This is a genomic window from Vibrio sp. V33_P6A3T137 (assembly GCF_009904835.1).
Classification (GTDB): Bacteria; Pseudomonadota; Gammaproteobacteria; order Enterobacterales; family Vibrionaceae; genus Vibrio; species Vibrio metschnikovii.
The window spans coordinates 1-24,005 of sequence record NZ_WXWK01000073.1 but is presented as its reverse complement, the minus strand read 5'-3'; the positions used below and the strand labels follow the sequence as shown (position 1 = coordinate 24,005).

20 protein-coding genes and 1 other annotated feature are annotated in these 24,005 nt (G+C 44.3%); of the genes, 10 read left to right on the top strand and 10 right to left on the bottom strand.

All coding sequences use genetic code 11. The features are described from left to right. Window positions 1-15 precede the first annotated feature (15 nt). Window positions 16-978 (top strand): 4-hydroxy-3-methylbut-2-enyl diphosphate reductase, encoded by a 963-nt coding sequence (gene ispH / locus CAG60_RS06820; RefSeq protein ID WP_161438576.1) that lies wholly within the window; start codon window positions 16-18, stop codon window positions 976-978. A gap of 115 nt (window positions 979-1,093) precedes the next feature. Here ispH and CAG60_RS06815 read toward each other — a convergent pair whose 3' ends face one another. Beyond that, window positions 1,094-2,581: a carbon starvation CstA family protein gene (locus CAG60_RS06815; protein WP_161438575.1), complete on the bottom strand. Its 1,488-nt coding sequence runs from the start codon at window positions 2,579-2,581 to the stop codon at window positions 1,094-1,096. Window positions 2,582-2,806: 225 nt separating this feature from the next. Between CAG60_RS06815 and CAG60_RS06810 the strand changes: the two genes are divergently transcribed. Continuing rightward, window positions 2,807-3,148, top strand: coding sequence for a DUF2799 domain-containing protein (locus tag CAG60_RS06810; protein WP_040903772.1), 342 nt, complete (start codon window positions 2,807-2,809; stop codon window positions 3,146-3,148). 21 nt (window positions 3,149-3,169) lie between these two features. Here CAG60_RS06810 and CAG60_RS06805 read toward each other — a convergent pair whose 3' ends face one another. Continuing rightward, on the bottom strand, window positions 3,170-4,279 hold the full coding sequence (locus CAG60_RS06805) for an anhydro-N-acetylmuramic acid kinase (protein WP_161438574.1): 1,110 nt from the start codon (window positions 4,277-4,279) through the stop codon (window positions 3,170-3,172). A gap of 184 nt (window positions 4,280-4,463) precedes the next feature. Here CAG60_RS06805 and nagZ point away from each other — a divergent pair, with 184 nt between their 5' ends. After that, the gene (gene nagZ, locus CAG60_RS06800) at window positions 4,464-5,453 is read left to right on the top strand and encodes a beta-N-acetylhexosaminidase (protein WP_161426155.1); all 990 of its coding nucleotides are present in this window, start codon (window positions 4,464-4,466) and stop codon (window positions 5,451-5,453) included. 41 nt (window positions 5,454-5,494) lie between these two features. Here nagZ and btsR read toward each other — a convergent pair whose 3' ends face one another. Both btsR and CAG60_RS06790 read right to left on the bottom strand, forming a co-directional pair. Then, window positions 5,495-6,217 (bottom strand): two-component system response regulator BtsR, encoded by a 723-nt coding sequence (gene btsR, locus CAG60_RS06795; protein ID WP_154170280.1) that lies wholly within the window; start codon window positions 6,215-6,217, stop codon window positions 5,495-5,497. 3 nt (window positions 6,218-6,220) lie between these two features. After that, entirely contained in the window at window positions 6,221-7,900 is a 1,680-nt protein-coding gene (locus CAG60_RS06790; RefSeq protein WP_161426156.1) for a sensor histidine kinase, read from the bottom strand. A 246-nt stretch (window positions 7,901-8,146) separates the two neighbouring features. On the opposite strand from CAG60_RS06790, the gene CAG60_RS06785 reads away from it, so the two are divergent. Both CAG60_RS06785 and tyrA read left to right on the top strand, forming a co-directional pair. Beyond that, window positions 8,147-9,220 carry a 3-deoxy-7-phosphoheptulonate synthase gene (locus CAG60_RS06785; RefSeq protein ID WP_004394115.1) on the top strand — a complete coding sequence of 358 codons (1,074 nt, stop codon included), beginning with the start codon at window positions 8,147-8,149 and terminating at the stop codon, window positions 9,218-9,220. Window positions 9,221-9,234: 14 nt separating this feature from the next. Further along, complete coding sequence (gene tyrA / locus CAG60_RS06780) at window positions 9,235-10,359, top strand: bifunctional chorismate mutase/prephenate dehydrogenase (protein WP_161438573.1); 1,125 nt, start codon at window positions 9,235-9,237, stop codon at window positions 10,357-10,359. A gap of 6 nt (window positions 10,360-10,365) precedes the next feature. Here tyrA and CAG60_RS06775 read toward each other — a convergent pair whose 3' ends face one another. Both CAG60_RS06775 and ettA read right to left on the bottom strand, forming a co-directional pair. Next, window positions 10,366-10,731: a PilZ domain-containing protein gene (locus CAG60_RS06775; protein WP_161438572.1), complete on the bottom strand. Its 366-nt coding sequence runs from the start codon at window positions 10,729-10,731 to the stop codon at window positions 10,366-10,368. A 136-nt stretch (window positions 10,732-10,867) separates the two neighbouring features. Further along, complete coding sequence (gene ettA, locus CAG60_RS06770) at window positions 10,868-12,535, bottom strand: energy-dependent translational throttle protein EttA (RefSeq protein WP_161438571.1); 1,668 nt, start codon at window positions 12,533-12,535, stop codon at window positions 10,868-10,870. Window positions 12,536-12,807: 272 nt separating this feature from the next. Between ettA and CAG60_RS06765 the strand changes: the two genes are divergently transcribed. Then, window positions 12,808-14,781 carry a transglycosylase SLT domain-containing protein gene (locus CAG60_RS06765; RefSeq protein ID WP_161438570.1) on the top strand — a complete coding sequence of 658 codons (1,974 nt, stop codon included), beginning with the start codon at window positions 12,808-12,810 and terminating at the stop codon, window positions 14,779-14,781. A 55-nt stretch (window positions 14,782-14,836) separates the two neighbouring features. Further along, on the top strand, window positions 14,837-15,130 hold the full coding sequence (trpR, locus tag CAG60_RS06760; protein WP_212752405.1) for a trp operon repressor: 294 nt from the start codon (window positions 14,837-14,839) through the stop codon (window positions 15,128-15,130). A 114-nt stretch (window positions 15,131-15,244) separates the two neighbouring features. Here the strand turns inward: trpR and yjjX are convergent, their stop codons facing one another. The 4 genes from yjjX to CAG60_RS06740 form a co-directional block, all read right to left on the bottom strand. Then, window positions 15,245-15,811, bottom strand: coding sequence for an inosine/xanthosine triphosphatase (yjjX, locus tag CAG60_RS06755; protein WP_161438569.1), 567 nt, complete (start codon window positions 15,809-15,811; stop codon window positions 15,245-15,247). 286 nt (window positions 15,812-16,097) lie between these two features. After that, window positions 16,098-17,279 (bottom strand): prephenate dehydratase, encoded by a 1,182-nt coding sequence (pheA, locus tag CAG60_RS06750; RefSeq protein ID WP_158144743.1) that lies wholly within the window; start codon window positions 17,277-17,279, stop codon window positions 16,098-16,100. An 11-nt stretch (window positions 17,280-17,290) separates the two neighbouring features. Then, window positions 17,291-17,415 (bottom strand) — a sequence feature (Phe leader region). A 111-nt stretch (window positions 17,416-17,526) separates the two neighbouring features. After that, the gene (gene hpf, locus CAG60_RS06745; protein WP_004394106.1) at window positions 17,527-17,853 is read right to left on the bottom strand and encodes a ribosome hibernation-promoting factor, HPF/YfiA family; all 327 of its coding nucleotides are present in this window, start codon (window positions 17,851-17,853) and stop codon (window positions 17,527-17,529) included. A gap of 433 nt (window positions 17,854-18,286) precedes the next feature. Further along, window positions 18,287-19,015, bottom strand: a complete 729-nt coding sequence (locus CAG60_RS06740; RefSeq protein ID WP_154170293.1) for an outer membrane protein assembly factor BamD — start codon at window positions 19,013-19,015, stop codon at window positions 18,287-18,289. Between the two features lie 154 nt (window positions 19,016-19,169). Between CAG60_RS06740 and rluD the strand changes: the two genes are divergently transcribed. The 3 genes from rluD to clpB all read left to right on the top strand — a co-directional run bounded on the left by rluD (window position 19,170) and on the right by clpB (window position 23,683). Beyond that, entirely contained in the window at window positions 19,170-20,144 is a 975-nt protein-coding gene (gene rluD, locus CAG60_RS06735) for a 23S rRNA pseudouridine(1911/1915/1917) synthase RluD (RefSeq protein ID WP_154170295.1), read from the top strand. A gap of 3 nt (window positions 20,145-20,147) precedes the next feature. Beyond that, a complete protein-coding gene (gene pgeF / locus CAG60_RS06730; RefSeq protein ID WP_161425346.1) occupies window positions 20,148-20,873 on the top strand; it encodes a peptidoglycan editing factor PgeF in 726 nt (241 codons plus the stop codon). Between the two features lie 236 nt (window positions 20,874-21,109). Next, window positions 21,110-23,683 (top strand): ATP-dependent chaperone ClpB, encoded by a 2,574-nt coding sequence (gene clpB, locus CAG60_RS06725; protein WP_158138824.1) that lies wholly within the window; start codon window positions 21,110-21,112, stop codon window positions 23,681-23,683. Window positions 23,684-24,005: the final 322 nt, after the last annotated feature.

Here is a 24,005-nt window from a genome sequence, read left to right as displayed (position 1 = left end):
GCCCGATTTGAATCCATGAGCCATAACATGAAAATATTGTTAGCTAACCCACGCGGTTTTTGCGCTGGCGTTGATCGCGCGATCAGCATTGTTGAACGTGCATTAGAGCTGTATCAGCCGCCGATCTATGTACGCCATGAAGTGGTCCATAACCGTTTTGTGGTTGAAGGACTAAAACAGCGTGGTGCTGTTTTTGTTGAAGAGCTCAGTGAAGTCCCTGACGATAGTATCGTCATTTTCTCTGCTCATGGCGTGTCTCAAGCGGTTCGTCAAGAAGCCAAAGCTCGAGCTTTGACGGTATTTGATGCCACTTGTCCTTTGGTCACTAAAGTTCATATGGAAGTGGCACGTGCGAGTCGTCGCCATATGGAAGTGGTTTTGATTGGTCATGCGGGGCACCCTGAAGTGGAAGGCACCATGGGGCAATACGCCAGTCAAAAAGGCAAGATGTATTTGGTGGAAAAGCCGGAAGATGTCGATGCTTTAAAAACTCAAGTAAAAGATCCAACTCATTTACATTATGTCAGTCAAACCACCCTATCCGTGGACGAAACGGCTGATGTGATTGAAAAGCTGCGTGAGGTTTTCCCTGAGATCCAAGGGCCGCGTAAAGATGATATCTGCTACGCGACACAAAATCGTCAAGACGCGGTGCGTATTTTGGCCGAGCAAGTGGACGTGATGGTCGTTGTCGGATCGAAAAACTCGTCCAACTCAACTCGGTTAAAAGAACTGGCAGAAAAATTAGGTACGCCTAGTTATTTGATTGATTGTATTGAAGATATCTCACCAGATTGGTTCAATGATGTCACTATGATCGGGGTAACGGCGGGTGCTTCTGCTCCTGAAGCGCTGGTTAATCAAATTTTGCAGCAAATTAAAGATTTTGGAGCCACGGACGTTGAAGAAGTGTTAGGCCGAGAAGAAAATATGTTCTTTGAGGTACCTAAAGAGCTCCAAATTAAGCAGATTAATTGATAACCGATTTAATGAGCCTGTTGGCTTAACCGTCACAGGCTAAAAAGGGGCTAATGTATTTAGCCCCTTTTTTACGCTGGTCTTAATACGAACAGCTTAACGATGGTGTATTTTGCTAAGCGGTTTCGACCGAGTTCTTCTCAATCTCTTGCTGTTCAGCCAAATCGATATCGCCTTTGCCTTTGGAAATACGCATCACATAGACCATCGCGATTAATGATGTGCTTATTCCAATAATGGTCGAGAGTGTCATGGCTAAGCCAAAGCCCAGCGCACTATTACTGAGGATAAAGGTCACACAAACCGTGGTCATAAACAGGGCTGGGACGGTTGTGATCCAATGCAACTTATTGTGACGCAGTAGATAAGCGGATGCGGTCCATAACATCATTACCGCGGTCAATTGGTTAGCGAAACCAAAGTAGCGCCAGATAATTGCAAAATCGACTTGGGTTAAAATCCCACCCAGAATAAACAGTGGTAGCGCCATCATGAGTCGATTGCGCAGCGTTTTTTGCTCCATATTAAAATATTCGGCAAGAATCAAACGGCTGGAACGGAAAGCCGTATCACCAGAGGTGATCGGTAAAATTACCACGCCGAGAAAAGCCAGTATTCCACCAAATACGCCAAGCAAACCAAAGGAAGCACTATAAACGACATTGCCTGGTCCCCCATTTGCTACCGCCGCTGAAAGTGAATCGAGTGAACCGAAGAAAGACAGGGCAATCGTACACCAAATCAGAGCAATGATCCCTTCCCCGATCATCGCGCCAAAGAACACGAAGCGGCCATTTTTTTCATTTTCCATACAGCGTGCCATGAGCGGCGATTGCGTGGCATGAAAACCTGAGATAGCACCGCAAGCGATAGTAATAAATAATGCAGGCCAAAGTGGCATATCATTAGGGTTGAGATTACTGAACATATCTCGCATCTCAAAGCCACCAAGCACTTGATGATCGCTCGACCAAGCGATAGCGCTCATTAGCCCCACTGACATAAAAATCAGCAGCGCGCCAAACAGCGGGTAAAAACGGCCAATGATTTTATCCACTGGGACAATGGTGGCGATAATGTAGTAAGCAAAAATGATCACCACCATGCTGGTCATGGTGACGGTGAAATGGGTTTGTGAGTTGATAAGGTTGGTTATCATACCAGCTGGCGCTGAGACGAAGACGACACCGACCAGCAGTAGTAGAACAATGGCAAAAATGTTCATAAAATGTTTGGCGCCATTGCCTAAGTAACGTCCGGTGATCGTCGGTACCGATGCGCCACCGTTACGAATCGATAGCATGCCGGAGAAGTAATCGTGAACCGCACCAGCAAAAATACAGCCGAAGACAATCCATAGCATCGCTGCTGGACCATAAAGTGCTCCCATAATTGGACCAAAAATAGGGCCCACACCAGCAATATTAAGCAACTGGACTAAGTAGACTTTAGGTGTCGACATCGGTACATAATCGACACCATCGGTTTTGGTGTGCGCGGGGGTTTTGCGTTGTTCATTGATGCCAAAGATTTTTTCAACGGCTAAACCGTAGAGAAAATAACCACCAATCAGCGCGGCAACACAGGTGAGAAACCACAACATAGTCAGTATCCTTTATCAGGTTGTATTATACCTAGCTCACTTTTCGTTGAGTGGCTTAGGTGTAGGATGTGTAGGGGTAAAATCGGTAGAAGACTAAATGAACAATTCGTAACTAGCACGGCGTTTTGTTATCAGTGGTCGTATAATTTATTAAGCGGCATTTAAGCTTGGTAAGTGGTTTTTAATAAAAGGTTACAATGGTTAACAACAGTGGATAGGTGACTTATGAAAAGATGGGTAATGGCTTTATGGTTATTAGCAATGCTCGGTTGTGCCGCTAGCGATGATCAACTCGCCGCGAAAGGAGATTGGTATCAAATCGGTTATAACGATGGCATTGCTGGAAATTTACAACGCTCTTATCAAACGCTATCTCAATTAGGTAGTGCCAAGCATGCTGATTATGAACGTGGTTATCTAGACGGTGTTCAAGAATATTGCAATCCTAACTTTGCCTATCAGATGGGGCTCAGTGGACAGTATTACGAAGGCGTTTGCGAGGGGACTGAACAAGCCCATAAGTTTCGCATGGAATGGCAGCGCGGTTGGCGAGAATACAACCGCTGATGTTCTGCCATGTTCGTTTGTTTAAGGTAAGTAAATAACGCCCAACGAAGTGCTTCGTTTAGCGCCGGTGACCTTCGGTAAGTTGCTTGGTAAACCATGGATCCTTCGCTGGGCTAACCAAGCAAAAGCCATGGCTTCCATATAATCACCATCGACGCCTTTCGCTTGAGTGGGAGCAACCAACCAAGTGGGTAAGTTGGCTTGTAAGCGCTCCATTAACAAGGCGTTTTGTGCCCCTCCACCGCAGACTAATAACTGCGGTGCGGCTCCTTGAGCATACTGATTAACTTGTTCACTAATGGTTTGTGCGGTGAGTTCGCATAACGTACGTTGAACATCTTGCTGGTTTACGCTTAATCCTGCCAATTTGCTTTCAAGCCAAGCGAGATTAAACCATTCCCTACCGGTACTTTTGGGCGCAGGTTGCGAAAAGTAAGTATCTTTTTTTAATCGCTGCAAGAGGGGTAAATCAAGTTTGCCTTGTCGAGCCCATTGACCATTTTCGTCATAAGCTCGACCAGTGTGCTGCGCGCACCAATAATCCATCAGCACATTGCCTGGCCCTGTATCGTAGCCGATGACACGCTTATCAGTGGTGAGTACTGAGATATTGGCAATGCCACCAATGTTAAGAACGATGAGAGTTGAATCGGTGGCATTAAAAATGGTTTGGTGAAAAGCCGGGACCAGCGGAGCTCCTTGACCACCCAATGCGATATCTTTACGTCGAAAATCGGCTACAGTGGTGATCCCAGTACGGGTGGCAAGAATGTTCGCATCGCCCAACTGAGTGGTAAATGGTGTTTCCCCCGTAGGTTGATGAAAGACGGTTTGCCCATGATTACCAATCGCTGTGATTTGCTCAGGGCGATAACCACTGCGCGCCAGTAATTGTTCTACTGCGTGTGCGTATAGGTGACCCAGTTGATGATCCAACTGACCAATCTCGTGTAAGTTGGTGGGCTGACCTAAGCAAATATTTAACAAGCGCTGCTTGATAGATTCTGGCATCGGTAAACTATCGTGTGCTAATAGTTTGATGGTATTGCCAGTGAGGGAGACTAATGCACTGTCGACGCCATCCATACTGGTGCCAGACATGATGCCAATATACAGTTCAGGATTGTCCACAAGCGACTCCGATCGTTATACGATTTGCCAAGTGATTGATAAGATAAACGACATTGTAATTGAAAAACTACCTGAATAACTTTACTCGCTATGCTAATTTGCATTTTTATTGCTCGTATCACGCTAACGACACGAGCATGACGTCGATAATACTCTCAACTTTCTCATTGAATAAGGAGCCAACATGGGACCGTTATGGCTTGATGTCGCCGGTTATGAATTGACGGCGGAAGATCGTGAAATTCTCGCTCATCCTACCGTGGGAGGCGTGATACTGTTTGCTCGTAATTACCATGATAGCCAACAGTTAGTTGCCCTCAATCACGCTATTCGTCAAGCGGCTAAACGGCCAATATTGATTGGCGTTGATCAAGAAGGGGGACGAGTACAGCGTTTTCGTGACGGTTTTAGTCCTATTCCTGCTGCGCAGCGTTACGCGCAATCGACTGATGGTGAAGCGTTGGCGTATCGTGGTGGTTGGTTAATGGCTGCTGAACTGATTGCTCATGATATTGATCTCAGTTTCGCCCCAGTATTGGATAAAGGTTTTGATTGTCGGGCAATTGGTAACCGAGCTTTTGGTGATGATGTACAGAGTGTTCTGACCTATAGCGGAGCTTACCTGCGCGGTATGAAAGCTGCGGGTATGGCTACCACAGGGAAGCATTTTCCTGGGCATGGAGCGGTGCTGGCAGACTCACATCTCGAAACGCCATTTGATGAACGTGACTCGATTGCTGATGATATGGCCATTTTCAACGCTCATATCGATCAAGGTCTTTTGGATGCGATGATGCCTGCCCATGTGATTTATCCTCATTATGATCCACAACCGGCCAGTGGCTCGGCTTATTGGTTAAAACAAGTACTGCGTCAACAGCTCGGTTTTCAAGGGATTGTCTTTTCTGATGATTTGAGTATGGAAGGGGCGGCAGTAATGGGCGACCCAGCACAACGTGCACAGCAGTCTTTAGCGGCGGGATGCGACATGATTTTGATGTGTAATCGACGCGAGTCGGCGGTTGAGGTGCTGGATAATCTGCCGATCAGTGAAGTACCACAAGCGTTATCCTTATTGAAAAAGCAGAGTTTTACTTATCGTCAACTACAGTCCTCATCAGAATGGCAGCAAGCGTCTTTGGCAATGCGCCGTTTGGTTGAGGCTTCCGCTTAACTCTAGCGTGGCAATAGGATTCTCTCATCAATAAATTGGGGCTAATAAAACCCCAATTTCTCTTTGAGTTCTTTTAAAAAACGGCGGCTTACTGGGACGATGTAGCCTGAACGGGTGATGATCTCTGCAAGACCGTTGTCTAATAATTTGATCTCTTTGATGGCTTTAAGATTGATCAGATATTGACGATGACAACGTAGCAGAGGCGTTTTTTCTTCTAGGACTTTTAACGTCAGTTGACTGCTTGCTCGCTGCTGCGCGGTTTGCACGTGCACTCCAGCGATATCACTACAAGCAAATTCGACCTCTCCCGTTGGGATGATCATGATCCGATTGAGGCCAATACACGGTACTTGATCAAGCTGACTGGGGGCGAGAATCGAGTAATCCGGCGTTTTCGCTACGCTACGTTGTAAACGTTGGATGGTTTTTTCAAGTCGCGTCGGATCGACCGGTTTGAGTAAATAATCAAAGGCGTTATCTTCAAAGGCTTGCAGTGCGTATTGGTCATAGGCAGTCACAAACACCACCTTGGGCATGGTGTCAGGATCGAGCATCGCGAGCAGTTCAATCCCAGTAATTTGTGGCATTTGAATATCCAAAAACACCACATCCGGCTTAAACTGATTGATTTTTTTCAGTCCCTCAATTGCATTATTCGCTTCACCAATTACCTGCATGTTGCCATTTTCATTGAGTAATTCAATGAGTTCCTCTCGGGCCAAACACTCATCATCAATTACTAAAGCTGATAACGTTACCATCCCTTAAGCTCCTCGTTGTTGTTCAGGAATGAGAAAACTCATTCGCGTGCAATGGTTTGGCTCAACGTCAATTTTAAGCGTTGCTGAGTGACCAAACTGATGGATTAAACGTTTATCGACAATGTGCATTCCTAAACCATCGTGATCGTGTTGTGGCGTTTGATAACTCCCCGCATTATCTTCAACCACTATGCGCTGACCGGCAGGCTCGGCGAGATTATAGATGCGTATTTTACCGCCTTCGAGCAGATTAGATACTCCATGTTTAATCGCATTCTCCACTAAGGGCTGCAAAGTAAAGCTCGGTAATTGACGAGTTAATAGTGGCTCATCGATCGTAATCTCAACTTCTAAACGATCGCTAAAACGTGCTTTTTCAATGGTTAAATAGGCATTCACGTGTGCGAGCTCATCTTGCAAGGTGACCGTTTCAACATTTTGCTTGAGATTACTGCGGAAAAATTGCGAAAGATGCTGAATAAGATCGCGGGCTTTAGCTGGATCACGTCGGATCACGGCGCTAATCGTATTGAGTGCATTGAATAAAAAATGTGGGTTGACTTGAGCTTGCAGTAATTTGATTTCAGCTCGTGAGAGAAGAATTTGTTTCGCTTGATATTCACCATACAGAATTTGGCTTGAGAGTAGTTGAGCAATACCTTGGCCCATTGAGACATTAATGGTTGAAAATAATTTCCGTTTCGGCTCGTACAACTTGATGGTCCCGATCACTCGATCTCCTGCTCGTAGTGGAATAATCAATGCGGAACCCAATTTACAGTTTGCCGATAATGAGCATTGATAGGGATGCTCTTTACCATCAAGATAAATGATCGCATTACGATTTATGGCGTCTAAAGTGCTTTGTGAAGATATCGCGGTATTCGGTCGATGGTGATCATCGCCAACGCCGACAAAAGCGAGGATTTTGTCGCAATCGGTAATTGAAACGGCACCCACATTGGTTTGTTCATAAACAATACGAGCAATTTTATGGGCATTTTCTGGAGTGAAACCTGCCGCTAAAATGCCAACCGAACGTTCGGCGATGTTTAACGCTCGGCGTGAAAAAGTCGCCGAATACTCATCAAAAATGGTTTTCCTATCTTGTAAAATACTCATAAACAATGCCGCCCCTACTGAGTTGGCGATGATCATCGGCGCCGCAATCGCAGACACGAGGTGATAAGCCTCACTAAACGGCTTAGCAATCAGTAAGATCAAAACCATCTGCACAATTTCAGCGACGAAGGTAATGCCAAACACCACACTAGGGCTAAACAGTAAATGGCGTTTGCCTCGTTTAAGTAAATAAGCATGAAACACGCCGCCAATGACTCCTTCGGCGGTGGTCGAGATAGCACAGGCAAGATCGGTAAACCCACCAAGAGAATAACGGTGCAGACCTCCTGTTAACCCGACAGCAAAACCGACCAAAGGACCACCAAATAACCCGCCCATAACCGCGCCAATCGCTCGCGTGTTGGCTATCGCATCATCAATGTGCAATCCGAAGTAGGTGCCCATAATACAAAACAATGAAAACAGCACATAAACGGTCATTTTATGACTAAAATGACCTGAAATGTTGAGTAATGGCAGAAAGATTGGGGTTTTACTCAGCATATAAGCCAAGACTAAGTAGACACACATTTGCTGTAGTAGGGAGAGGATCAGTTCCATCGATGTTTGCGCCTAGTCATAAAGAGTCAAAGCCGCTATTTTAAGTAACTTGAAGGCAATAAAATACATTGGTTGAATGAATTACTTTTCCAATGCTATGTTGAACCTGGTGTGTAATTTTTAGTTTACATTAATTGTTTTTTTAAATTTACACTTGAAATGTTTTTTTAGCCTGTTATTTTGTGTTTAGTTGAGTTTTAGTCGCCAAATACATTTTGGTGTAAATTAAAGATTACAGGTGTGATAATGAAGAAAAGTGATTTAAGTGACATTAATATTGTTGATGAACAGGTATTGATTACCCCTGATGCATTAAAAGCTAAACTGCCATTAAGTGAAAAAGCCAGACTGTCGATTCGACAATCTCGGCAAACCATCGCGGATATTATCCATAAACGTGATCACCGTTTATTGGTGGTTTGTGGCCCTTGTTCTATTCATGATATTCAAGCCGCAAAAGAGTATGCTAAACGTCTGCAGGCATTGGCGGCTGAGCTGAGCGATCAACTGTATATTGTGATGCGAGTTTACTTTGAGAAACCACGTACCACGGTTGGCTGGAAAGGCCTGATTAATGACCCGCATCTTGATGGATCGTTTGATATTGAGCATGGTTTACATGTTGGCCGTCAATTATTGGTAGATTTAGCGGAGATGGGCATGCCACTTGCGACAGAGGCGCTTGATCCGATCAGTCCGCAATATTTAGCCGATACTTTCAGCTGGGCAGCGATTGGCGCTCGAACGACGGAATCACAAACTCACCGTGAGATGGCCAGTGGTCTTTCTATGCCGATTGGCTTTAAAAATGGTACCGATGGTAGCTTATCGACGGCGATTAACGCGATGCAAGCCGCGTCATCAAGCCACCGTTTTATGGGCATTAATCGTGAAGGGCAAGTGGCTCTTTTAACTACACAAGGTAATATGAATGGCCATGTGATTTTACGTGGCGGCAAACAAACCAATTACGATTCCGTTTCGGTCGCTGAGTGTGAACAACAATTAACTGGTTTTGGATTGGACGCGGCATTGATGGTCGATTGCAGTCATGCCAACTCACGTAAAGATTATCGTCGCCAGCCATTGGTGGCCGAAGATGTGATTCATCAAATTCGCGAAGGAAATCGCTCGATCATCGGTGTGATGATTGAAAGTCACTTAAACGAAGGAAATCAATCGGCGGAGCTACCTAAATCGCAAATGCAATACGGCGTTTCAATCACGGATGCGTGTATTGATTGGCAAACGACAGAACAATTATTGCGTCATGCTCACCAGGCGCTGGTGCCTTTTTTAGCAGACCGCTGTAAATCGTAGATAAAGGAACAACGATGGCTGAAGAGTTGAATGCATTACGGGAACAAATCGACGCATTGGATAAACAGATGATTGATTTACTGGCTCGCCGTTTAGCATTAGTTGAGCAAGTCGGAGAGGTCAAAAGCCGTTACGGATTGCCGATTTATGTTCCAGAACGAGAAGCGAGTATGCTGGCGTCGCGCCGTACTGAAGCTGAAGCACAAGGTGTGCCACCACAATTAATCGAAGATATTTTACGCCGAACCATGCGCGAGTCTTACGCCAGTGAGAAAGACTCAGGTTTTAAATGTTTAAAGCCTGAATTACGCTCAGTGGTGATCATCGGTGGTCATGGCCAACTTGGCCGCCTGTTCGCTCGTATGTTTGAGTTATCCGGTTATCAGGTCAAAGTGCTGGGTAGCCAAGATTGGCATCGCGCCGATGAACTCTTACATGATGCAGGCTTAGTCGTGGTAACGGTACCGATAGATTTGACTGTCGGTGTGATTGAGAAACTCAATCAACTCCCTTCCGATTGTATTTTATGTGATTTAACGTCAATTAAATCGAAGCCGTTGGCGGCCATGTTGAAGGTTCATTCTGGCCCTGTGGTTGGTTTACACCCGATGTTCGGACCTGATGTCCCAAGCTTAGCAAAGCAAGTCATCGTGTATTGTGATGGCCGAGGAGTGGAGCAGTATCAATGGCTGCTGGACCAATTTGCGATTTGGGGAGCGAGTTTATGTGCCATTGATGCCCAAGAGCACGACCAAGGCATGACCTTAATTCAAGCATTACGCCATTTCACTTCATTTGTTTACGGCCTGCATTTAAGTAAAGTCAATCCCAATATTGAACAGTTGCTTAAATTAAGCTCACCGATTTACCGTCTCGAATTGGCGATGGTCGGGCGTTTGTTTGGGCAAGACCCAAATTTATACGCGGATATTATTTTATCTTCGCAAGAGAATATTGAGATGATTGGCCGTTTTCAGGATAGTCTAGAACAAGCGGTCGGCTTGCTTAAACAAGGGGATAAACCCGGTTTTGTCAGCCAGTTTCGCCAAGTGAGTGATTGGTTTGGTGATTATTCTCAGCAGTTTATGCAAGAGAGTCAGCACTTGCTTAAACACGCCAGCGATGCCTGGCAACGTTGAGAAACGTTATGGAGCCTCAGTCACTAAATGTTCTAAATCGCGGTGTAAAAGCTCGTCATCACCGATATTGAGTTCTACTAGGCGTTTTAAATGGGCGATACTCTCTAAATCAATATGAACTATCTTGATATGCAGAATGCGCTCATTTTTCCGCACCAATTGTCCAGTTAAGCGAATTGTGATCTCGCTTTCCGGCAGGGTAAACGCCACGTCTAGTAACTGCTCGCTATCTAAATTGGGTTCATCGACGGCCCACAGTAGCAAACCACGTAAAGAAAGGTCGTGGATACAAGTCGTGAGCTGTATATCGCCTTGCTGCAACATTGCTGGCGCTTGGTAAAGGATGCGTGAAAACTGTCGACGTTCGATCATAAGTCCTACAATTGCGTAATGAGTACGCATTAAGCATAGCAGAGTGCAGGTACCTTAACTCGAATTTGGCGCACGAAATAAGGTTTTGTGAAGAGTAAAAAAAGCTACCCGAAGGTAGCTTAATCTGAGTAACGGATTATTTGCTGATCCGTTTGTACTTAATACGGTGTGGCTCAGCCGCTTGAGCGCCAAGCGTGCGCTTTAGCCATTCCATATATTCGGTATAGTTACCTTCATAGAAGTTGACTTGTCCCTCATCCCGATAATCAAGGATATGAGTGGCAATACGGTCAAGGAACCAACGGTCGTGCGAAATCACCATCGCACAGCCTGGGAATTCCAATAAGGCTTCTTCGAGTGCGCGTAGGGTTTCAACATCTAAGTCGTTGGTTGGTTCATCGAGCAGTAGGACGTTGCCTCCCGCTTTAAGCAGCTTGGCTAGATGGACGCGGTTACGCTCCCCCCCAGATAGCTCACCAATGATTTTTTGCTGATCATTACCTTTAAAGTTGAAACGAGAGCAATAGGCTCGTGCTGGAATTTCAAAGTTATTGATCTTAATGATATCCGCGCCTTCAGAGATCTCTTGGAAGACCGTTTTCTTGTCATCCATGCTGTCACGGAACTGATCGACCGAAGCCAATTTAACCGTTTCACCTAACTCAATAGTTCCTGAATCGGGCTGCTCTGCGCCACTAAGCATTTTAAATAAGGTTGATTTACCGGCGCCGTTAGCACCGACAATACCGACGATCGCGCCTTTCGGCATGCTGAATGACAGATTATCAATCAGTACGCGATCACCAAACGATTTGGTTAGGTTGTTGACTTCCAGCACTTTATCACCAAGACGCTCACCAGGTGGGATGAACAATTCATTGGTTTCGTTACGTTTTTGGTATTGGCCGGTGGTCATCTCTTCAAAGCGAGCCATCCGCGCTTTAGATTTAGCTTGACGACCTTTTGGATTTTGACGAACCCATTCTAGCTCTTTTTCGATGGTTTTTTGACGGGCACTTTCCCCGGCTTTTTCTTGTTTCAAACGTTCATCTTTTTGTTCTAGCCAAGACGTGTAGTTACCTTGCCATGGAATACCTTCACCACGGTCCAGTTCTAAAATCCAACCTGCAGCATTATCGAGGAAGTAACGGTCGTGGGTAATCGCCACCACAGTACCGCTATAATCAACTAAAAAGTGCTCAAGCCAAGCCACAGATTCAGCATCTAAGTGGTTGGTGGGCTCATCGAGCAGTAGCATATCGGGCTTTTCAAGCAGTAAACGACAAATCGCGACTCGGCGGCGTTCACCACCTGATAGAGTGGCGATTTTGGCATCCCATTCAGGCAGACGTAAAGCGTCGGCGGCGCGCTCAAGAGCGGCTTCTAAATTATGGCCATCTTTGGCTTGGATCAGCGCTTCTAACTCGCCTTGCTCTTTGGCTAGGGCGTCGAAGTCTGCGTCCGGTTCAGCATAAGCGGCGTAGACTTCATCGAGTCGCTTGAGTGCATGGGCCACATCGGCAACCGCTTCTTCAACCACTTCACGCACCGTCTTATTTTCGTCCAAGACAGGCTCTTGGGGAAGGTATCCCACATTTAAGCCGGGTTGCGGACGAGCTTCGCCATCAAAATCTTGATCAATCCCTGCCATAATGCGTAGGAGTGTCGATTTACCTGAGCCATTGAGGCCAAGCACGCCGATTTTAGCACCAGGGAAAAAGCTTAACGAAATATCTTTGAGGATTTGACGCTTAGGAGGCACAATTTTGCTCACCCGCGACATGGTATAGACGTATTCAGCCATTGCCGATCATTCCTAATCTTTCAAACAGAACAAAGCCATTATTCTATATCAAAGCTAATCCTTTTGTTACTCGTCAGCCAGTTATTTTGCTTGGTTGACGGTTTCTGACTGGGGAAATGAACCACACAATGTGTAAGAAATTTAAATGCAACAAGTGGATTAAGGTTTTTTATTACTATTGACTTCAAGTTTACATCTTACACCTTTACATTTCGCTGAAGAATCTGCGTAATAATGTGAATTGGGAAAGGGAAATAGAAGGGATCATCGCAATGGGGTATCGAGCTTTATTGAAACGGCATAAGCACAGTTCATCAATGCTGCTCGGCTGCGTTTTGATCGGTGCAATGAGTTTTAGTCACTTAGGGGTTAGCAAAACCTTAGACTTAGAAGCGCAACGTGAATTGTATGAACAAGCGCAGCAATGGTTAGATAATAAAGATGTCACACGTTTCAAAAAAGCGCGCAAACAGATAGCCGATTATCCATTAACACCATATCTCGATTATCGGAGCTTTTTGATTGATTTAGGTGACAAGTCTCCGATTGTGGTGCGTAATTTTATCGATAGTCATAAAACATTTCCTTTTTCAAATCGGATCAGTGCACCTTATTTTGATGCTTTAGCGAGTCAGGGAAAGTGGGCGGAGATGTTGAAGTTTTCACCGAATGAACCCAATGGAGAAACGTATCGCTGTCACTATTATCATGCCAAGTTAAAAACTGGGCGTTACAACGAAGCCTTCGTTGGCGCTAAAGCGCTGTGGCAAAGTGGCGCAAGTGTTTCTTCGGCTTGCGATCCGCTCTTCACGGTGTGGGAGCAGCAAGGTGGCTTGACGGATAGTCTAGTTTTACAACGTATGCTATTGGCTTTTGAAGGGCGAAATCGGTCATTAATGCGTCATTTAGCCAGTAAGCTGAATGGCAAACCGACACATGCAGAAGCGTTGGCAATGATCGGCTTGTACGACAAACCTGAAACGGTGGTGAGTTTTATTACCCAGTATCGCGATAAAACCCTGTTGTATCGTCAGGTGGAGCTGGCGTTAGAAAAAGCAGCGAGAGCCGATGCGATTCAAGCCCAACGGTTATGGATATTAGTTGATAAACAGCTAGATTGGTCGGATTCGTTGCGTGCTCGGACTGGGCAATATATCGCTTTACGTATGATGAGTGTCGAACCACCTGAGCTTCAACAATGGCGCGATAGTATGATTATGGGCAGTGATAATACCCACTTAATTGAAACTCGAATACGTTTAGCGTTGCGCAGTATGGATTGGCAGGGAATAGTTAAGTGGATAGAGCAATTACCCGCAGAAGATAAAGCTTCAACGCGTTGGCAATATTGGTTAGCACGCAGTGAATTACAAGCAGGACAAGCGGAACGGGGACTGAAAAGAATGCGTAGCTTGCTCGGGTTACGTAATTTTTATAGTGTTGCTGCAGCAGAAGCAGAAGCAGAAGCATTACAACAATCTATTCAATACCCAAGTTCGACGCTCTCTTTAAATCGCGAGTTGATTAAACCTTATCAAACAGAGCTCATTCGCATCGGTGAGTTGATTGAGCGCGATAAAATCGCCGCAGCGAAGAGCGAATGGAATTGGCTATTGCAGCGAGTGGAACAACCCAGCAAAGAGATGCTCGCGGTCTATGCTGCCACACAACATTGGTATTATTTAACGGTCCGCGCGACGATATCGGCCAATTTATGGGATAATACTCAGTTACGTTTTCCTCTCGCCCATCAATGGTGGTTCAATTTTTATGGAGAGAAACATGGTATTGATCCGATTACCTTGATGTCGTTGGCGAGGCAAGAAAGTGCGATGGATATCGAAGCGCGTTCTCCTGTTGGTGCTCGGGGCATTATGCAGGTCATGCCGACAACGGCTCGCTATACCGCGCAAAAATATCGCTTAAGTTATCAACATGAAGATGAGCTTTTCCAAGTCGGTAAAAATATTGAAATTGGCAGTCACTATCTGAATGATTTATTGGCGAGATACAACAATAATCGTATTTTAGCTTTTGCTGCTTACAATGCTGGCCCAAGCCGAGTCGATCGCTGGCGAGAACAGACTCAAGGGCAGTTAGATGCTTATGCGTTTATTGAGGCGATTCCGTTTCGCGAAACCAGAGGCTATATCCAAAACGTGTTGATGTTTGAAACTTACTATCGCGATGTGATGGGAGTAAATGGCCCATTTTTAACCGACAATGAGTTGCAGACTATGTATTGATTCCCTCGCAGTCTGTTCTACAATACGGAGCATGTATCACTTAACGAGTACAACCATGTCAACACAACCGGATTACAGTGACTGGAGCGAATTATTAACCTTGGTGCAACAAGCGGCATCACTCGATCAACATGAGATGCTACTGACCATGTTAATGACGCCTGATGAACGAGAGGCATTAGTTGCACGAATCAATATTCTCTGTGAGTTACTGAAAGGGGAGTTATCTCAACGACAAATGAGTCAATTACTGGGAGTGGGGGTCGCAACCATTACTCGTGGCTCTAATGAGTTGAAATCACGCTCATTAACTGAGCGTGAAGCTTTGGCATCGTTGCTACTCAAATAGCTTATTGTATGATTTGCTGTGATATGAATGATATTGCGGTAAGTGAAAAGGAAAAAGCGTTTTATTTCGATAGGTTAAATTCGCACCTGTTTGCTTGAGTCGTGTAAGTGGTGACTATTTTTTCGGTGCTTTATCTAAATCTAAAGGCATAAATAGCTCGGGATGCAAAAATGGTACTAAGGCTAAAATAAGAGCCTGATGGTAAACTGAGCTACGAGTTAAATGAAGTTGAGTAAGTAAACTGATCGCTCCTCCTTTTTGTTTGATGTTATCGGTACCAAATACTTCATCCATAATCTCACCAAGTTCATTGTTGGCGTGTAAACGTTGGTTAATGGCGGGGGGGAGCATGAGGCTGGCAGAACGAGACTCGCCATATTGTTCTGCCGATTTAACGATCATCCAAGCAAACGTCATTCCCTGCTCAATGCCTGCTTCTAAGCCGACATAAAAATCGGCTCCTGGATAAGCTTGTTCGGCATGGTGTACTCGATTAAGTGCGCCTTGTTTGGTCTCTTCATCGCTCATTGGTTGAGCAGCAACGCCGCTATCAACCGTCACGCCCTGTAATTGCAATGTATGATTAGGAAATAATTGCTCAAAAGCGCTTTTAACGGCGTTAATTTTGGCAGGATTCAGTGAAGCGACGATGATATGGATAATGGCTTGATTTGATGACATGCTGAGATTCTCTTTATTTCTTAGTCAATATGTTGTTGCTAGTTGAATTGTTGCGGTGTTATCCCTTTCCTACTTGAAGCAGCAGCGGTGTTGGCTCCCCAATCACATAGTTTGCTTATGCTCATCGGGATTTACTTACTTGCCGCCTACCTGCAACTCCAAGTCGTTTGGGTATAGCTACGTTCGTTTGTCCCAATCACTATGGTTATCTATATTAATGGTGACTGACGTGCTTTCCACTTAGCAATCACTCAACATTGTTAGATATTGCACCATCAGCAGTTTTTTACGCTGGGATTAACTTAACCTGAGTGGGTTTAATATTCTCAATAGGATAACAGCCAAGTACCTTTAAATGTTTGGTCAGTTTAGTTAGTTCACTAAGTGCTTTTTGCATCTCTTCTGAATCCAGATGAGCTTGCAAGTCGACATAGAACATTTCTTCCCACGGATTACCCATGATAGGTCTGGATTCCAGTTTGGTCATATTAATACCATAACGTTGGAGCACTAATAGGGTGGCGACTAATGAGCCAGCTTCTTGTGCCGTTGACATGATCAGGGTAGTTTTTGCTGGAATTTGAGTTGAGACTTCAATTGGTTTACGGGCCACAACAATAAACCGAGTATGGTTTTCTGTTTGGTTAGCGATATTGGTTTGAATCGATTGTAAGCCATACAATTTGCCACTTGCTGCATTGCCGATTGCTGCAACATCATCACGTTGCAGTTGTTGTACTTTTTTCATCGCATCGGCAGTGCTAGCACAGGTTTCCAGTTTGACCCCTTGCAAGCGACTTAAAAACTCACTGCATTGTTGGTGTGGCTGTGGGTGTGAATAGAGAATTTTCAACGCTTCTAAGCGGATATCTTGTGTGGCAACTAAGCAGTGTTCTATCGGTTGAGTGATCTCGCCGACGATATATAGGGTGGTATGTTGAAGTAAGTCATACACTTCATTAATCGAGCCTGAACTGGTGTTTTCAATTGGTAAAACACCATAATCTGCATGGCCAGATTCAACGGTTTTGGTAATGTCTCTAAATTGTTCGCAATTGAGTTCGATAAGCTCAGTATTTTTACGGCTGAAATATTCTCGGGTCGCAAGATGTGAGTAAGAGCCTTTCGCACCGAGAAAAGCAACTCTAGCCAATGGCTTGCGGTTTTGTGGATTGGCTAGGTTTTGTAAATAAGCTTGCTGCAGTAATACGGAGTCTTCAATAATCGTATGAAACAGTTTGGTAATGTATTGGGCGTCTAATTGATAATCCTGTTTACCGACTTGAATTAACTTGACCAATAGTTGCTGCTCGCGAACGGGATCGCGTACGGGCTTTGAGGTTTGTACTTTACTCTTGGCGACCTCGACACTCAGTTGGCGACGTTCGGAAAGTAGTCTAAGCAATTGATTGTCAATGGTATTTAATCGGTCGCGAATCTCTTCTAGTGACAGTTTTGGGCTGGTCATAACTAAATCCTTATAAAAAAGCCTCCCGATGGGAGGCTTTCTGTCTGTTCGTTTTTGACTTATTTTCTTTAAACGAGCAACCCTCCAAGATTATTGGAGAAAAAAGAAGTTAAAAACAAACAGAAAATGAGAGGTTAACATCGGTTATTGCTACCTTAGCGATTGAATGGACACAATAAGCAAGCCAGTAAACAGCGTCAAGCAAAAAAATAGCGCCCTAAGGCGCTAAATGGATAACAGGGGAAGATTATTCTTCGACTTCTACAATTTCAGGTTTCTCGGTACGACGAGCATCGGGTTTATGGCGCAATTTATTGAGCTGTCGCTCTAATTTTTGTTCAACTTCATTAATCGCGGCATAGAGATCCTCGTGAATTGCAGAAGCGACTAGTTGACCTTTCGGGATAGTGACCGTCGCTTCAAATTTTTTCTGCTTATTGGGTTGTTCACTAAAGCTTGCTTGGCAACCGGTGATATCGACTTGCCATTTTTCGAGCTTTTTAAACTTACTCTCAATGTAGCTACGGATTGCAGAGGTGATTTCAATGTTTTTGCCAGTGATGTTCATTTGCATAGTGTTTTTCCTCTGTTGCATCCCTTATGGGTTAACTTCAGATTACAGGTTTCTGGATAAAATAATGTGATCAAGATCTCTTTTTTGTTGGGTGTTGATACGCTTGAAAGCAAACGTGACCTTTCGCAAAGAGTGGTAGGAATAGTGGATAAAAAGACTTGTTATTATCAAAGAAAGCGCTAGATTGATGAGTGGAATCACTAAATATTATGCCTATTTTAGCGCTTTGTTACGGCCTAAAAAAATGCCATATACCTTCCTTAATGCTTCGCTTTATTATGATTTCCCCCCTTTTCTGCTTATCCACTTGAGTCAACGATTTCCCCCACTTGCATTATTGATTAATGCAAGTGGGGGCATTGATTTTTCGCTTACCCATAACTCAGTCGTTTAGTTATAGAAACGAGGGGTAATAATGATGCTGAATTTAAGCTTAAGGACGAGCGTTCAGTTGCATTAGCTGTTTGGTTCGCTCGGCCGCATCAGTCAAGCCTAGTTGCTGATAAGCTTTTAGCTGAATAGATAAGGATTTGCGTGCTGCTTCAGTACCCGGATAGGTTTTCTGTAGCTCTTGAGTTCGATTAATCGCGGCGATCCAAGCCTCACGGCGTAAATAAAAATCAGCCGTCGCTAAGTCATATTCAGCTAAACGATTTTTCAAAGCAATCATGCGCTGTTGTGCATCATTAGCGTATAAACTGTTTGGGTAACGTTCAAGTAGACGTTTAAAATCTGCGAAAGCAGCTTTTACTGGTTCTGGGTCGCGATCACTACGGTCAATGTTGAATAGATCGTGCATAAAGTTTCGATCTTGGGCCATATGAGTTAAGCCGCGCATGTACAGAACCCAATCCATTTTTTCATGAGTGGGATTGAGACGAATAAAACGTTCAATGGTCGCAAGCCCTAAAGCGAGATCATCATTTTTATAGTAAGCGTAGATCAAGTCCAACTGAACCTGCTCTGAATACGCTCCGAAGGGGTAGCGAGAGTCTAGTGCTTCTAACTTATCGATGGCGGTTAACCAATTACCGCTTTGCAATGAAGTTTGAGCATCACTGTACAACTCTGCGGGTGGAACGTCAGGGACAATCTCTTCTTTACTTGAACAGCCAACTAATAAAGATAATGCGAGTAAGCCTGATAAAGTTTGGTATTTCATGTCAGGGTTAGGTTCCTTGCAATAAAGCTTCTAAACTTGGAGCGAGCTTGCTCCGTAAATCGTTTCGTTACTTTCCGATCAGTAACAGATACAATGAAAACATATTTTTCCACACTCGTGGCTATTAGTCTCACGGTTTTTAAAAAAGTTCGATATGGCTCAGCAGATTGAATTAACTCAAACAGTAAAAGAAAGCCAGCTTGGTCAGCGTTTAGACCAAGCGGTAGCAGAATTATTTGTCGATTTTTCCCGCTCTCGTCTTAAAGAGTGGTTGTTAGATGGCAAAATTACAGTCAATGGAACGGTGGTCACTAAGCCTCGGACCAAAGTGATGGGAGGAGAGAGCATTACCGTTCTGGCCGAGCTAGAAGATGAACAACGCTGGGAAGCGCAAGATATTCCACTTAATATCGTTTATGAAGATGACGATATTCTGGTGATCAATAAACCCAGAGATTTTGTCGTTCATCCTGGGGCGGGAACGCCAGATCGTACCGTATTAAATGCTTTACTCTTTCATTATCCACCAATTGCAGAAGTTCCACGTGCAGGGATTGTGCACCGTCTTGATAAAGATACGACGGGTTTAATGGTGGTCGCGAAGACAGTCCCAGCACAAACACGTTTGGTAAGAGATTTGCAAAAACGCAATATTACCCGTGAATATGAAGCGATTGCGATCGGTAAAATGACCGCGGGTGGCATGATTGATAAACCAATCGGTCGTCACTCAACAAAGCGTACTTTAATGGCGGTGAATCAAATGGGTAAACCTGCGGTTACGCATTATCGTGTCGCAGAACATTTTCGTGAACATACCCGGATTCGCTTGCGTTTAGAAACCGGGCGAACTCACCAAATTCGAGTACACATGGCTTATCTGCAACATCCGTTGTTAGGTGACAGTGCTTATGGTGGTCGGGCGCGTATTCCTAAAGGAGCAACCCCTGAGCTCACGGAAATGATTAGAGCTTTTGATAGACAAGCACTGCATGCCGTAATGTTAAAGTTTGAACACCCGATCACTGGCGAGGAGCTTGAGTTTCATGCTCCAGTGCCCGATGATATGGTTATTATGACAGAAGCGTTACGTGAAGATGCTAAACTGAACTATTCGCAAGAGTATTAAACCATGTCGGTGATCATTCCTAACTGGCCAGCGCCTAACAATGTGAAAGCGTTTTGTTCAACCCGTCATGGTGGATTTTCTCTTCCGCCTTACGATGGTTTGAATGTTGGCATGCATGTTGGGGATGATCCGTCGATAGTGGCAAAAAATCGCGACTGGTTGCAACAATACTGTCGGATGCCATCCCCGCCTATCTGGCTTAATCAAACACATTCCACTCGAGTGATTGAAGTCAGCCAGCCTAGTTATAAAGTGCTGGATGCTGATGGTATTGTTACATCAACTCCGCGTGTCGTCTGTTCAGCCATGACAGCTGATTGTTTACCAATATTGATTACCAATATGCAAGGTACTCGAGTTGCCGCGGTTCATGCGGGTTGGCGAGGATTAGCCGGAGGGATTATTGAGCAGGCTTTAGACAAGTTTTCTGATGATGTTTTAATCTGGCTTGGTCCTGCGATTGGTCCTCAAGCCTTTGAGGTTGGTGATGAAGTCAGGCAGGTTTTTTGCGATTATGATAGTCATGCGCAAAGGGCTTTTTCAGCAACATCCAATTGCGGCAAATGGTTGGCCGATATCGCTCAACTTGCACAATTACGTTTAGCAAAAATTGGTATTGATCAGGTGGTTAAAAGTGATTTATGTACTTATCAACATGATCAGCAATTTTATTCGTACCGACGCGATGGCGTAACTGGCCGACAGGCTTGCTTCATCTGGATAGAATAGTCAGACAAAATAGCACGGTTTCGTGATTAAAATCTGACTCTGTATGGCTAACCTTCTTTTCTGTTACCTAATAAGCTATCGCTTGTTAGTCCACTTTAAGTTTGTCCTTTGTTCTATAGCCTTATATAGCGCATTTTCTGCTCATAAAGTTATCCCCTTTGACTTGAAATATCTTCTTTGCGTAACCATGTTCTCTATGTGATTAGTTTCTCTTGAATGAGATTAGGAAGGTGGTTATGCGTCTTGATAGATTTACCAGTAAATTTCAAATAGCCATTTCTGATGCGCAGTCTTTGGCTCTAGGTCGTGATCATCAGTATATCGAGCCAGTTCATTTAATGGTGGCACTGCTCGATCAAAATGGCAGTCCTATTCGTCCGTTGTTAACCATGTTGAATATTGACGTGGCACAGCTACGCTCAAAACTAGGCGAGATGCTCGACAGGCTCCCTAAAGTGAGTGGGATTGGTGGTGATGTTCAGCTATCTGGTGCGTTGGGTACGTTATTTAATCTCTGTGATAAAGTGGCACAAAAACGCCAAGATGCGTACATCTCCTCTGAAATATTTTTGCTAGCGGCAATCGAAGATAAAGGACCTCTTGGTCAATTATTAAAAGAGGTTGGATTGAGTGAGAAAAAGCTCTCTGCAGCGATTGAAACCATCCGTGGTGGGCAAAAAGTTAATGATCCTAATGCCGAAGAACTGCGTCAAGCTTTAGAAAAATTCACGATTGATCTGACTGAACGAGCTGAGCAAGGCAAATTAGACCCCGTGATAGGCCGTGACGATGAAATTCGCCGTACCATTCAAGTCTTGCAACGGCGTACGAAAAATAACCCAGTGATCATCGGTGAACCTGGTGTGGGTAAAACCGCCATTGTCGAAGGTTTAGCACAGCGAATTATTAATAATGAAGTGCCAGAAGGGCTACGCGGCCGACGGGTACTTTCTCTCGATATGGGCGCTTTAGTCGCAGGAGCTAAATATCGCGGTGAATTTGAAGAGCGTTTAAAATCGGTGCTGAACGAGCTGGCCAAAGAAGAAGGTAATGTCATCTTATTTATTGATGAATTACATACCATGGTCGGCGCCGGTAAAGGTGAAGGGTCTATGGATGCCGGGAATATGCTCAAACCGGCCTTGGCGCGTGGAGAATTGCATTGCGTTGGCGCGACAACACTCGATGAATATCGCCAGTATATCGAAAAAGATCCTGCATTGGAGCGTCGCTTCCAAAAAGTTTTAGTGGATGAACCGAGCGTTGAAGATACGGTGGCGATCCTACGAGGGTTAAAAGAGCGCTATGAATTGCATCATCATGTTGAGATTACCGATCCTGCGATTGTTGCTGCGGCAACATTATCGCATCGTTATATCTCCGATCGTCAATTGCCAGATAAAGCGATCGATTTAATCGATGAAGCCGCTTCGAGTATTCGTATCCAAATGGATTCAAAACCGGAAGTGCTTGATAAATTGGAACGAAAAATTATCCAATTGAAGATTGAACAGCAAGCATTAAGTAATGAACACGATGATGCGAGCGAAAAACGTCTGGGCATTATTAATGATGAGTTAAAAGAAAAAGAGCGCGAGTATTCAGAATTAGAAGAAATTTGGAACACAGAAAAAGCAGCGTTATCGGGAACGCAACACATTAAATCAGCATTAGAACAAGCGCGTTTAGATTTAGAAGTGGCAAGACGTGCTGGTGATTTAAACCGCATGTCTGAGTTGCAATATGGACGGATTCCTGAACTAGAAAAACAGCTAGATTTAGCGACTCAAGCTGAAATGCAAGAGATGACCTTGTTACGCAATAAAGTTACCGATGAAGAAATTGCTGAAGTATTGTCAAAACAGACGGGGATTCCTGTTGCGAAAATGCTGGAAGCCGAAAAAGAGAAGCTGTTGCAGATGGAAACGTTTTTACATCAACGTGTCATCGGGCAGTCGGAGGCGGTTGAGGTGGTTGCTGATGCTATTCGTCGTAGTCGAGCTGGATTATCGGATCCTAATCGCCCAATAGGTTCTTTTTTATTCTTAGGTCCAACGGGTGTAGGGAAAACTGAGCTTTGTAAAACGCTGGCTAATTTCATGTTCGATAGTGAAGATGCCATGGTGCGTATCGACATGTCTGAATTTATGGAAAAACATTCAGTAGCTCGTCTTGTTGGTGCGCCTCCTGGTTATGTAGGTTATGAAGAGGGCGGATACTTGACTGAAGCGGTACGGCGTAAACCCTATTCCGTATTGTTGTTGGACGAGGTTGAGAAAGCGCATCCTGATGTGTTCAATATTTTATTACAAGTGCTCGATGATGGTCGATTAACCGATGGTCAAGGTCGAACCGTTGATTTTCGTAATACGGTAGTGATCATGACCTCCAATTTAGGGTCATCACGCATCCAAGAAAATTTTGCTCATTTGGATTATCAGACTATGAAAGAGCAAGTTATGGAGGTCGTGAGCAAACATTTTCGTCCCGAGTTTTTAAACCGGATTGATGAAAGTGTGGTGTTCCACCCATTAGCTCAAGAGCAGATTAAATCTATTGCCTTTATTCAGTTAGAGCGTTTACGTCAACGTTTAGCCGATAAAGATTATGGATTAATTGTTAGCGATGACGCGTTAGATCTTGTTGCCCACATTGGATTTGATCCAGTATATGGTGCAAGACCGTTAAAACGTGCTATTCAGCAAACAATAGAGAATCCATTAGCAAAATCGATATTATCAGGGCAATTTATTCCTGGTACACCAATCTATCTTGATGTTAAAGAGGGTGATATCGTCGCTCATCAGTAACTCTTTTTTATGAAGGCTATGCCCGTGGCATAGCCTTCTTTGTTTATTGTCCAAGGTCGAAATCAGTCAATAAATCGGGTAAATTCAGTTTTTTGATGGTTTATTGAGCGCTTGATTCACTTGTGTGCTTTTTTCTTGTTTTTACTATTGCCAACCTGAATTTTATCCCTATAATGCGCCCTCACTGACACGGCAGACGCCGCAAGGCTTCAGGCAGTGTTGGTTGAGGGAAAGCTTCTAAAAAAGAAAATTTGAAAAAGTGTTTGACTCTTCAAATTAACTCGCTAGAATTCACCTCCGCTTCGAAGCTCAACGAGAGATT